This is a genomic window from Halorussus salinisoli (assembly GCA_005239435.1).
Lineage (GTDB): Archaea > Halobacteriota > Halobacteria > Halobacteriales > Haladaptataceae > Halorussus > Halorussus salinisoli.
The window spans coordinates 785937-798040 of record ML241305.1; the positions used below are offsets into that span (position 1 = coordinate 785937).

The 12104-nt window shown below is 65.3% G+C and carries 9 protein-coding genes; all 9 read right to left on the bottom strand.

All coding sequences use genetic code 11. The features are described 5' to 3' along the window. Entirely contained in the window at window positions 1-1353 is a 1353-nt protein-coding gene (locus tag E2484_RS03975; protein ID WP_137283918.1) for a PQQ-dependent sugar dehydrogenase, read from the bottom strand. Window positions 1354-1477: 124 nt separating this feature from the next. Beyond that, window positions 1478-2095 (bottom strand): 30S ribosomal protein S7, encoded by a 618-nt coding sequence (locus tag E2484_RS03980; RefSeq protein WP_137283919.1) that lies wholly within the window; start codon window positions 2093-2095, stop codon window positions 1478-1480. A 2-nt stretch (window positions 2096-2097) separates the two neighbouring features. After that, window positions 2098-2526 (bottom strand): 30S ribosomal protein S12, encoded by a 429-nt coding sequence (locus E2484_RS03985; RefSeq protein ID WP_137283920.1) that lies wholly within the window; start codon window positions 2524-2526, stop codon window positions 2098-2100. A gap of 186 nt (window positions 2527-2712) precedes the next feature. Further along, window positions 2713-4419: a pyrroloquinoline quinone-dependent dehydrogenase gene (locus tag E2484_RS03990; protein WP_137283921.1), complete on the bottom strand. Its 1707-nt coding sequence runs from the start codon at window positions 4417-4419 to the stop codon at window positions 2713-2715. Beyond that, on the bottom strand, window positions 4416-5345 hold the full coding sequence (locus E2484_RS03995) for a hypothetical protein (RefSeq protein ID WP_321111741.1): 930 nt from the start codon (window positions 5343-5345) through the stop codon (window positions 4416-4418). The genes E2484_RS03990 and E2484_RS03995 overlap by 4 nt, the downstream gene beginning before the upstream one ends. A gap of 335 nt (window positions 5346-5680) precedes the next feature. After that, window positions 5681-6115 carry a NusA-like transcription termination signal-binding factor gene (locus tag E2484_RS04000; protein ID WP_137283923.1) on the bottom strand — a complete coding sequence of 145 codons (435 nt, stop codon included), beginning with the start codon at window positions 6113-6115 and terminating at the stop codon, window positions 5681-5683. Between the two features lie 3 nt (window positions 6116-6118). Then, window positions 6119-7309 (bottom strand): DNA-directed RNA polymerase subunit A'', encoded by a 1191-nt coding sequence (rpoA2, locus tag E2484_RS04005; protein WP_137283924.1) that lies wholly within the window; start codon window positions 7307-7309, stop codon window positions 6119-6121. A gap of 48 nt (window positions 7310-7357) precedes the next feature. Beyond that, on the bottom strand, window positions 7358-10273 hold the full coding sequence (locus tag E2484_RS04010) for a DNA-directed RNA polymerase subunit A' (RefSeq protein ID WP_137283925.1): 2916 nt from the start codon (window positions 10271-10273) through the stop codon (window positions 7358-7360). 3 nt (window positions 10274-10276) lie between these two features. Continuing rightward, window positions 10277-12103: a DNA-directed RNA polymerase subunit B gene (rpoB, locus tag E2484_RS04015; RefSeq protein ID WP_137283926.1), complete on the bottom strand. Its 1827-nt coding sequence runs from the start codon at window positions 12101-12103 to the stop codon at window positions 10277-10279. Window position 12104 lies beyond the last annotated feature (1 nt).

A 12104-nucleotide genomic window follows, 5' to 3' on the forward strand; every position in this document is an offset into this window, starting at 1 on the left:
CTACTCCGTCGGGGTTAGCCGAACCAGCACGTCGTCGCGATGGCGCGGGAACGACTCACCTTTCGGCCTGCCGTCGCGGTTCGAGGTAATCGCGTACAGGTGGCCGTCCGGTCCCTGTTCGACGTGGCGGACCCGACCCAGCACGTCGGTCAGCGTCCAGTGGGCGGTCGCGGCGTAGGCGTCGTCGTGCCACGCCGCGTCGAAGGCCATCCCGCGCTCCCCGTCGCCGACCGGCGGGAGGTCCGCGGCGTCGTCGGCGAGCGTGACGACGTTGACTCGCTGGGCGACGAGCGACCCGAAGACGAGTCGGTTCTGCCACTCCGGAATCGCGTCTCCGGTGTAGAAGACGCCGCCGCTCGGCGCCCACGGTTCTGGCGTGTTGGCGAGCGGTCGGTGGAACTCCGACGACGCCTCGTACTCCGCCCGCTCGCGCGCCTCGGGCCATCCGTAGTTCGCGCCGGGAACGAGGCGGTTCACCTCGTCGTGGCCGTCGGGACCGTGTTCGGCGACGACGGGCGTCGCGTCCGGAAGCCAGGCGACGCACTGGGGGTTCCGGTGGCCGTAGGTGTAGATTCGCGGGTCGGGGTCGTCGCCCGGCAGGTCCGGGTTCCCCGGCGCGGGGTCGCCCACGGCGTTCACGCGGAGGACGCTCCCGGCCAGCGACGAGGTGTCCTGCGCGAGCGGTCCCTCGCCGGCGTCTCCGGTCGTGATCCAGAGGTAGTTCTCGGGACCGAACGCGATTCGTCCGCCGTTGTGGACGCTGTTCGCGGGGATGTCGTCCACGATGGTCGCGCCCGTTTCGGCCGGGTCCTCGGCGTCCACGTCGTACCGCACGACGCGATTCACCGTGCCGTCGTCGGTGTCGGCCGTGAAGTAGACGAAGAGGTAGGGGGCCTCCGGATACTTCGGGTGGACCGCGACCCCGAGCATCCCGCCCTCGCCACCCTCCACGAACCACGTCTCCCAGTAGGGGTCGTCGTCGGGACCGGGGGCCATCGCTTCGGCGTCGATGACGGCGTCGGGTTCCGCGACCGGCAGGAGTTCGCCGTCCTCGAACCGATGGATGCGGCCGGTCCGCTCGGTCACGAACAGTTCGCCCGTGGGCGCGAACGCGAGGTCCCACGGAATCTCCAGATTCTCGACCAGCACCTCGGGTTCTATCGACACCGAGAGTGGCGAGTTCGACGGTGCGTCCCACTCCGGGTCGTACCGCGACCACTCCTCGGCGGTGTGGTCGAGTTCGTATTCGAGACTCGGCCCCCGCTCCGAAAACCGTCCGCAACCCGCGAGTCCGGCGACGCCGACGGCGGCGAGGAACTGCCGCCGCGTCCGTCCAGCCGTGCTTCCGTCCATACCGAGCGATTAAATTAGGCTACCCTAAAAATGTCGATTTCCGCGCAGACGGCGCTCGGACGAGCGTTTCTCCGACGAGGGCGTAGCGACTACCGACGACGAGAGAGCGGAGAGAAGAAACCGCTTAGCGGGCCGCGGCCGCGACGCGCTCTTTCTCTTCTTTCTGGTTGATGGCGTAGGTCTGGACGTCGTAGTTGGACGCGCCGATGAGTTGGTCGGCCAGCGCCTCGGCGGCGTCGGTCGTCGTCTTGAACGCCGAACTGTGGACGCCCTCGGCGATGAACTTCAGCGCCTGGTCGACGCGGCGCTGGGGAGCAACGTCGACCGCCTTCGGGACGGAGATGCCACCGTACTTCAGGCGGACGGTCTCCTCGCGCGGGGCGGCGTTCTCGACCGCGGTCACGAGAACCTGCACCGGGTTCTCGTCGGTGCGGTCGTGAATCGCCTCGAACGCGTCGCGGGTGATCTGCATCGTCTTCTGCTTCTTCCCGGTGTTCTCCTCGGTCTGCATCAGGCGGTTGATGAGACGCTCGACGATGGAGACCTCGCTCTTCTGGAACTGCTTGGAGGCGTGGCGACCCATCGTGTGCGCGACCGGCGTGATGGTGAGGTAACGCTCGGTCGAGGGGTCGTCGTACTCGATGTTGGTGATGTCCCACTCGCCGAACAGCTTCGCGACGGCGGTTCCCTCTTCGTCCGTGCCCGCAGGCTTGTCGGGTTCGGGTTGGTCTTCTGCTGCCATTGTTATCGCACCGGCTTCTCCGCGTTACCGCGAACCAGTTCTTCGAGGCTCACGCCGTTGACTTTCTCTACCTTGTAGTTGACGCCACCGAGGTCGCCCATCGCTCGACCCTTCGCGCCACCGATGCCCGCGATGGTGACCTCGTCGTGTTCGTCGATGAACGAGATGGCACCGTCGCCGGGACAGAAGGCGGTGACCTGCTTGCCGTTCTTGATAAGCTGGACTCGGACGCACTTCCGAATCGCGGAGTTGGGCTGTTTGGCCTCGACGCCCACTTTTTCGAGAACGATGCCACGGCCCTGCGGTGCGCCTTCGAGGGGGTCGGACTTCTCCTCGAGTCCGCGCTCGCGTCGGGCGTATTTCGAGTCGGACCACCGGTGGTTCTGGCGGTCCTTCTTCAGCTTCCGCGCTGCGTACTTGCCGTTTGCCATATGCCGTGTGCTATCCGTCCGAGCTACTTAAGCCTCCCTCTTTCGAGGCGGCCGAAACGGGCGCAGATCGCTCAAGAGGGGCCGATTACGGAATCTGAGCGCGTTTCAGCGAACAGTTCTGCGCGCCGCTTAGGTTCGGTTCGGTCCGGAGATTCGCTCGTGGACGAAAAATCGGCGTCGGAACTGCTACCCCTCCAGCGAGAACACGCCGATAGTGTTCCCGTCGCGCGCAGACCGAAGACCACCGCCGCCGGCCTGCACCGCGACGTACTGCTTGCCGACCACGGGGTCGTACCAACTCATCGGCGAGGCGTTGACCGACGCGTCGAACTGGTACTGCCAGAGTCGCTCGCCGGTCTCGGAGTCGTAGGCGATGAACTCGCCCGCTCCGTTCCCGGTGAAGGTGAGGCCGGTCGTCGTGCTCATCGACCCGCCCATCGAGAGGTCCTCCCACTCGTCCTGCCAGACGACCTCCCCGCTGACCGGGTCCACGGCCGAGAATATTGCGAGTTGGCCATTCCACTCGTCTGGTGCCGGACCGGGGTCGTCCATCGCCGGGTAGACGGTGAAGCTTCCGCCGAGGTACTGGGAGGGGAGGTCCCACTCGGGGTCCTCGTCCCACTGGAACTTGCTCGGGTAGTTCATCGCCTTGACGTGGACGTTCCCCGTCTCTCGGCTGTAGGAGGTCGGATTCCACTCCGACCCGCCGTCGGCCGATGGCATGATCCAGGGCGTGTCCTCCAGATTGTCCTGCGGGAGCGACCACATGTTGAGGTGCTGGCAGAACTCGTCGCTGCGCTCGTGGAGCCTCCCGTCTTCGGCACCGAGCAGGTAGTTCCACCCGGTCTTCCCGGCGTGGCTCACGACCTTCTGGCTCTCGCCGTCCATCTCGGTCTCGAACAGAATCGGCGGCGCGGAGGCGTCCCAGTCCCACCAGCCGTGAGGACTCTCCTGGAAGTACCACTCGACGCTGCCGGAGTTCGTGTCGAGCGCGAGCACCGAGACCGTGTAGACGTTCGGTCCCGGTCGGACGATACCGTTCACGTCCGGCCCGGCGTTGCCCATGCTCGCGTACAGCGTGTCGGCGTCCGAATCGACCGTGATGGTCATCCAGTTGGGGGCCGCGCCGTGTTCCCACGAGTCGCCGATCCACTGGTCTTTCGGGGTCGTCCACCTTCGCCACTCTCGCTCGCCGGTCTCGGCGTCTATCGACTCGATGAACCCGCGGATGCCGTACTCGCCGCCTCCGCTTCCGTTGAGGATGCTCCCGTCGTAGACGACCGGCGCCCACGTCGCGGAGTAGCCCTGATCGGTGGCCGCCGAATCGTACACCCACTGCTGTTCGCCGGTGTACCTGTCGATGGCGACGACGTTGGCGTCGAGCGTCGTCATGTAGAGCGTGTCGCCCAACACGGCGACCCCGCGGTTGTTCGACCCGCAACAGAGGAGCGCCGGTTGCCCGTCGTCGTCCTCCGGCGCGTACCGATACGTCCAGACGACCTCGCCCGACCGGGCGTTGACGGCCCGAAGCACGTCCGGACCGTTCGTCTGGTACATGATGGGCGGGTCCGACGGCACGACGACCGGCGTCCCCTCCAGTTTCCCACGCTCTACGTCGGATTCGGCCTCGATGGTGTACTCCAGCGAGAGTCGGTCGACGTTCTCGGGCGTTATCACGTCGGCGGTCGTGAACCGCTGTTGACTGTACCCGCCGCCGTACATGAGCCAGCTTTCCGGGTCGTCGCCCGACTCGGCGAGCATCTCCTGGGTGACGTTGAGGCGGGGAATCTGCTGGTCGCTCTGGCGGACCGTCGTCGGCCCGTCGGCGAGATACTCGATAGCTATCCCCTCGTCGGTCCGCTTGACTTCGGCGTGTTGTCGGTCGATGCTCATGCTCGGTCACCCCCTCGCGGGGCGCGTTCGGCGTCGGTTATCCTGAACAGGTCGTCGGCCACGTCCTCCTGCCCGCGAATCGCTATCGCCGACCCGCCCGCGAGCGCGGCGGTCAGTTGGCTGTCCGCCAGTTCCTCCGGCCCGGCGAGGTCCCGCGCCGCCGAGACGAACAGGTGGATTCCGCCGAGCATCGCCTTCACGTCCCAGATGCCTCGGTCGAGCATCGCCTCGGTCAGAATCGCCTCGCGCTGCCAGAGGTGCTGGTCGAGTTCGTCTATCCAGAGCAACGCCCCGCCGAGCGCGCGCTGGTGGAGCGGTGCCACGTCGGCCGGGTCGTAGCTCTCGGGGTCGGCCGGGAGTTTCGCGGTCGAGACCCACTGAGCGAGTCGTTCGTTCTCGTTCACGACGTCCACGACCAGCGCGGTCCGCTCGCGCCCGTCGAATCCCGCCTCGGCGAGCGCCGCGGTCAGCGGTTCGGCCCGAATCAGTTCGGCGGCGGTCGCTCGAACGTGGTCGGGCGAGAACTCCGGCAGGTGTCGCTCGGCCGCCGAGAAGAAGCCGACCTCCGCGAGGTGGTCGTAGGCCTCCCACGCGGGCGCGGCCACCTCGTGATACGCGGTCCCCCGCTCGGCCGGGAAGCCAGCGGCCCGGAGTTCGGGCAGTTCCGCGATGCTCGATTCGATGCCGACGACCGCTTCCGTGAGCAGTCCGGCGTCGAGTCCGCCCGCGAGGTCGGTCCGGATGCGCTCGCCGTACGTCGCCAGTTCGTCGGCCGACTCCTCGCCGACCGCCCCGCGCAGGTCCGACAGCGAGAGTTCCGAAGCCGCGCCGACGCTCCCCGTCACGCCGAGTATCTTGAGGAAGTTGCGCCGGTCGCGTTCGTCTACGTCCGGTACGCCGTCAGTTATCGTGTCATTCGTTCCCATTCCCATCCCCACGGGAACGTCACGACTATCGGAAAATTGCTTTTCGCTCGGTAACGCGTCACACGGAGCTAAAATTTCGTCGGAGAGTCGTCAGAGCGAGCGGGAGACGACGATGTCCAGTCGCTCGTCGGCCGGATTTTCCGGGATTCAGCCAACGACACTCCCTACCGGCTTCATGACTATCGTTGACACTAACTCGCACTGTTCGATTCGACTCGGGACGGTCACGTCTCCTCGGTTCGAGTACCGTCGGAAACAGTCCCGGAGTCGCGCAGGTGGACCCGCGTGAGGAACTCCCGCGCGGCGTCGGTGAGAACGAAAACTCGGAAACCTTCTCAGGTCAACTGGATGTCGTCGATGTCGTAGTGGCGTTTGGCCAGTTTCTCCGCGGCCGCGATGTTCCGACCGCCCTCGCCGATGGCGATACCGGTGTCCTCCGAGTCCACTTCGGCGTAGGCGACCGTCTCGTCGTCCTCGCTGACGGTGACGTTGTACACCGCCGCCGGAGCGAGGGCGTTGGCGACGAACGCTTCGGGCGTGTCGGCGTCTTCGACCAGCACTACGGATTTACCCAACTGCGTCTCGACGTTCCGGACCGTCTCGCCGCCCGAACCGATGGCTTTCGCCATGTCGCCGGACTTGACGAGGAAGACCACGCGCTCCTCGTCGTCGCCGTCCTCGAAGACGACGCAGTCGCGGGCGGTCGCCCCCGTCTCGTCCTCGAAGAGGGCGATGTACTGGCGGGCCGTGTCCGAGAGCGTGACGCGCATTCGTCAGTCCGAGGCTTCGGGTTCGGTGCTCGTCGACGACCCCATCCGGAGGTCCACGTCGCCCGTCCCGAGTTTGATGGGCTTGCCGACGATGACGTTCTCGGTGACGCCGTTGAGGTCGTCCACTTCGCCGTGGATGGCGGCGTCGAGCAGGTGGTTGACCGTGACCTCGAACGCCGCACGCGCCAGCACCGACTCCTTGCTACCCGAGATACCGTGGCGACCGATGGACTCGATTTCGCCGCGGTTGGTCATGATGTCGGCGACCAGCATCAGGTGGCGGATGTTCACGTCGTCCAGGCCCTGCTCTTCGAGGGTGTTCATCGTCTCCTCGATGATGGACTCCCGGGCCGCCTCGATGCCGAGGTTCTTGTGAATCTCGTGGATGTTGTTCGAGGTGGTCCGGGTCGCGTCGACGCCCTCGATTTCGATGACGTCGCCGAACGCCGACCCCTCGGTGTAGAGGATGAACTCCTCGCGGTCTTCGAGTTGCTCCTTTCGGATGACCACGCGGGAGATGTCCTCGATGCCCTTGAACACGATGTCCCGAAGCTGTTCGACCAGCTGGAGCAGGTCGCGGTAACTCGGCTCGTCGGGGCCGAACTCGATGATCGCTCCCTGCTGGGTGGTCTGGACGCCGAGTTCGTCTTCGATGATGTTGGCGATCTCGTCGGGCGTTATCATCCGCTCTTCGAGCGTGTCCTCGTTGAGGTCGATGGACACCACCATGTCGGCGACGTTGGTGGAGATGTCGCCCAGCGCGAGAATCTTCGTCGCCTCGATCTGCCAGACGACCTCGTGGGCCTTCTCGCGGTCGGTCGCGTACTCGTCTTCCAGATGGACCGTCATCATCGGCGTGTCGGGGGTCTTCCGGGCGTCCACGAGTTCGATGAGTCGCGGGAGACCCTGCGTCACGTCGATCTCCGCCACGCCCGCGTAGTGGAACGTGTTCATCGTCATCTGGGTTCCGGGTTCACCGATACTCTGGGCGGAGACCGTCCCCACGGGGTCGAGTGGGTCGACTCGCGTGTCGAGATATCGGTTTTCGGCCGCGCGGGCGATCTGGTCGGCCTGTTCGGTGGTGACGCCGTCGCGGGCCTCCACGGTGCTGTACACCTCGTCTTTCAGCCGTCGGGGGAGGTCGGTGTCCTCGACGACGGCCTCGATGTCCTCGGATACGTCGTAATCTGTCATGTTTGGCGTGGGTGTGGGTTGGGTGTGGGTCGGGGTGGATGCGGAGCGTCAGTCGTCGCTCTGGGCCTGTCGGGCGTCGACGTGTTCCGAGAGGTTCGTCGGCGGCTTTTTCTCGCCGAGGAACTCCCGTCTGCGCTCGTCGCTGCCGAACTCCTCTTCGAGGACGCGGTCGGCGATTTGCTCGACGTCGATGTCGCTCTCCTCGTTCGAGGAGACCTTCACGGGACTCGTGCCGTCCTCGCCGAACTCGAACTGGACGATGGTGTCGGAGGTGTCCCGAACCGTGCCGTCGTACTGGGTTTCGAGTTCGGAGAGCGCGTTGATGAGACGCCGCTGGAGGTAGCCGGACTTGGAGGTACGAACTGCGGTGTCCACCAGTCCTTCGCGGCCACCCATCGCGTGGAAGAAGAACTCCCGGGGGTCGAGACCGCCCGTGTAGGAGTGTTCCACGAAGCCGTGAGCCTCGGCCGAGAGGTCGTTGGGCTTGTAGTGACTGAGAGTGCGGTCCTCGTATCCGCGGTTGATTCGCTCACCGCGGACTGCCTGCTGGCCGACCGCACCGGCCATCTGGGTCAGGTTGAGCATCGACCCACGCGCGCCGGACTCGGCCATGACCACGGCCGGGTTGTCGTCGGCGAAGTGTTCCTCGGCGATGTCACCCGCGGAGTCGCGGGCCTTGCCGAGCGTCTGCATGATCTTCATCTCCAGGGTCTCGTCCACGGTCCGGCCGGGCAGGGATTCGAGGTCGCCGTTCTCGTATGTCTCGATGAGTTCCTCCACCCGGTCGTAGGCGTTGTCGATGGCCTCGTCGATGCGGTTCTGGGCTTCCGCCGGAATCGACTCGTCGTCGATACCGATGGAGAACCCGAAGTGCATGATGGAGCGCATCGCCAGCGCGGCCACCTCGTTGATGAAGATGCGCGAGCGAGTGTTGCCGTACACCTTCGTGATGGTGTCGACGATCTGGCCGCCGAACTCGCCGACCTCGTCCTCGGCGATAGTGCCTTCCACGAGTTGGCCGTCCTCGACGATTACGTCGTCGCCGACCGTGCCGGTGAACTCGAGGTTGAGGTCGCTCGGAAGCAGTTCCGAGAAGATGTCTCGGCCGGTCCAGTAGGGTTCGCCGTCGTCGTCGGTGCCCGACGGGTCGGGCAGTTCGTCGATGCGAGTCGCCCGCAGGAGGTCGAGCGCCTGCGTCTCGTTGAAGTGCGGGTTCTCGTTGGTCAGCAGGTACATCCCGGAGATGTGGTCCTGAATCGCACCGATGATGTTCTCACCGAAGCGCGGCGACAGGATTTGTTCCTGCACGCGCATGAGGACGCGCGCTTCCGCACGGGCCTCCTCGTTCTGGAGGGCGTGCATGTTCATCTCGTCGCCGTCGAAGTCGGCGTTGTACGGCGGACAGACCACGGTGTTCAGCCGGAACGTCTTGTACGGCATCACGACCACTTCGTGGGCCATGATGGACATCCGGTGGAGCGACGGCTGGCGGTTGAAGATGACGATGTCGCCGTCGACCATGTGGCGGTTGACCTCCCATCCGGCCTCGACCTTGGTCGAGAGTTCCTCGCAGTTCTTCTCGGTCACCTTGAGGCGGCGGCCGTCGGGACGCTTGACGTAGTTCGCGCCCGGATGACCTTCGGGACCGTTAGCGACGTAGCGTCGGGCCTCCTCTTTGTTCCGTTCGGTGACGTTCATCGTCTGGGTCATCTCGCGGGCCACGCGCTCGGGGACGCCGACCTCGTTGAGCGAGAGCGTCGGGTCGGGCGAGATGACGGTCCGCGCCGAGAAGTTGACGCGCTTGCCGGACAGCGAACCGCGGAAGCGACCTTCCTTGCCCTTCAGGCGCTGGCTGAGGGTCTTGAGCGGTCGCCCCGACCGGTGTCGGGCGGGCGGCGTGCCCGAGATTTCGTTGTCCATGAAGGTGGTGACGTGGTACTGGAGCAGTTCCCAGAGGTCCTCGATGATGAGTTGCGGGGCACCCGCCTCGCGGTTCTCCATGAACCGCTGGTTGATGCGGATGATGTCCACCAGTTTGTGAGTCAGGTCGTCCTCGGAGCGCTGGCCGTTGTCCAGCGTAATCGAGGGCCGGGCCGTCACCGGCGGTACCGGCAGGACCGTGAGAATCATCCACTCCGGTCGGGAGCGGTCGGCGTTGATGCCAAGCGTGGCCACGTCCTGGTCCGGGATGTCCTCGAACCAGTCGCGGATGTCGCTGGGCATCAGTTTGTTCATGTCCTCTTCGGTGAGGTCGATGTCGAGGGCCTTCTCGATGGCCTTCCGGTCGTCCTCTCGGGGCCGGAACTCGCCCGACATGATGTCGTTGATGCGTGAGAGGTCGATGTCGGTCATGTCCGAGAGTTCCTGGGGAGCGACCGGTTCGCGGTCCTCCTCCTCGTCGCCCTGCATCGCGGACGCGATCTGCTCGGAGTACTCGCTGGTGAGCACCTGCTGGACCTCGTAGTAGGTCGTGGGCTTCTCGTGGTTGATGTCGTACTGAATCTCGCCGCAGTAGGGACATCGGTCCTTCTTGCGGGCCTCCCGGATGGCGGCCTTGGTCACGTCGTTGACGTCGTTGCCAAGTTCCTTGGTCCGGGTCAGTTTGGACTCGTACTTCTCCTTCTCGTCGTCGGTCAGCAGGAGGCGCGAGCAGTTCCGGCAGGTCCCCCGAAGGAGTCGCCGGATGAGCTTCGTGAACCCGACGTGGATGACGGGCGCGGCGAGTTCGATGTGGCCGAAGTGGCCGTTACACGACCCGGAGTGCTTGCCGCAGGTCTTGCATTCGAGTCCGGGGTCGATGACGCCCAGTCGCGGGTCCATCAGCCCCATGTCGATGGGGAAGCCGTCGTCGTCGTAGGTGTCGGCGGTGATGATTTTCGTCGCCGACATCTCTCGGTACTCCTCGGGGTCCATCAGCCCGAAGCTGATTTCGCCGATTTCCTTGGGTGTTTGTCCTGTTGACATGGTTTAGACAGCGTCTTCGAGTTCGAGTCGCGGTGCGATGCCGAGCGCCTTCATCTCGTCGAGCAGGAGCTTGAACGCGTAGGACATCTCGATTTCGTGGATGTCGGTCTCCTCGTCGCAGTTCGGACAGTAGACGCGGTTCTGTTCGACGTTCTCGACCGCACTCATTCCACAGTTAGCACAGACGTAGATCCACTCGCGGTCGGATTCGTCCAGCAGTCGCTCCTTCAGGGTCAGGGCGGCACCGTGTCCGATGAGAACGTCGCGCTCCATCTCGCCGACGCGCAGACCTCCTTCGCGGGCGCGCCCTTCCGTTGGCTGGCGCGTGAGCACCTGCACCGGCCCGCGCGAGCGGGCGTGGAGCTTGTTCGACACCATGTGGTAGAGCTTCTGGTAGAAAATCGTGCCGATGAAAATCTCGGCCTCGATCTTCTCCCCGGTGATGCCGGAGTACATGATCTCCTTGCCGGAGGACTTGAAGCCCTGTTCTTCGAGTCCACCGCGGAGTTCCTCTTCGTCCTCGCCGGTGAACGGCGTCCCGTCCACGCGGCGACCTTCGAGCGCGCCGACCTTCCCGCCGATCATCTCCAGCACGTGGCCGACCGTCATCCGGGACGGCAGGGCGTGCGGGTTGATGATGAGGTCGGGCACGACGCCCTCCTCGGTGAACGGCATGTCCTCCTGGGGAGCGATGTGGCCGACGACGCCCTTCTGACCGTGCCGGGACGCGAACTTGTCGCCGAGTTCCGGGATGCGCTCGTCGCGCACCGAGACCTTCGAGAGCTTCGAGCCGTCCTCGCCCTCCATCAGGGTCACGGTGTCCACGACGCCGGACTCGCCCGAGCGCATGGTGACGGAGGTCTCCCGGCGCTTCTGCGGGGAGAGACCGCCCATGTCGTCCGGCTCTTCGAGGAACCGCGGCGGACTGGTCTTGCCGAGCAGGACGCTGTTCTCGTCCACCCGTGTCTCGGGGTTGACGAGGCCGTCCTCGTCGAGGTGGGTGTAGGCGTCTTCACCGCGTGCGCCGCGCACGTCGTCGCTCGGAATCTCGAATCGGTCCTCCTGTCCGCCGGGGTAGCGTCGCTCCTCGCCCTCGTAGGTCCGGAAGAAGTGCGAGCGAGCCAGCGCGCGGTCTACGGACCCGCCGTTCAGGACCAGCGCGTCCTCGATGTTGAACCCTTCGTAGGACATGACCGCGACCGTGAAGTTCTGGGCGGCAGGTCGCTCGTCGTAGCCGATCTGCTCGGTGGTCTGGGTCTTGACCATCGAGAGCTGTGGGTAGTGGAGGAGGTGCTGGCGCGTGTCGGGCCGGATGCGGTAGTTCGCCGCCGGGAGCCCGAGCGACTGCTTGATCATCCCCGACCCCATCGTAATCCGCGGTGAAGCGTTGTGTTCGGGGTACGGGACCATGCCCGCACCGATGCCGAAGATGAGTTGCGGGTCGACCTCGAGGTGGGTGTGGTCCTCGGTGAGGTGTTCCTCGTCCACCGCGACGTAGATGTCTTCTTCCTCCTCGGCGTCGATGAACTCGACCTTGCCGCGCTCGACGAGGTCCTCGAAGTCGAGGTCGCCGTTCTTGAGCGCCTCGACCTCCTCGTCGGTCGCGAGGGGTTCGCCGTCCTCGATGACCAGCAAGGGTCGGCGAGCGCGCCCCGCGTCGGCGTTGATGATGACTTCGCGGGTCCGCTCCTTGATGGAGACGTTGACCATCTCGCTCACGTCGCCGCGGCGGCGGGCGTGGCGGACCTGTTCTGCGAGCTGTTCCGGGTCGGGATGGGTCCCGACCAGACTACCGTTCACGTATACTTTCGCTTCTCGTCCCTGACTCATG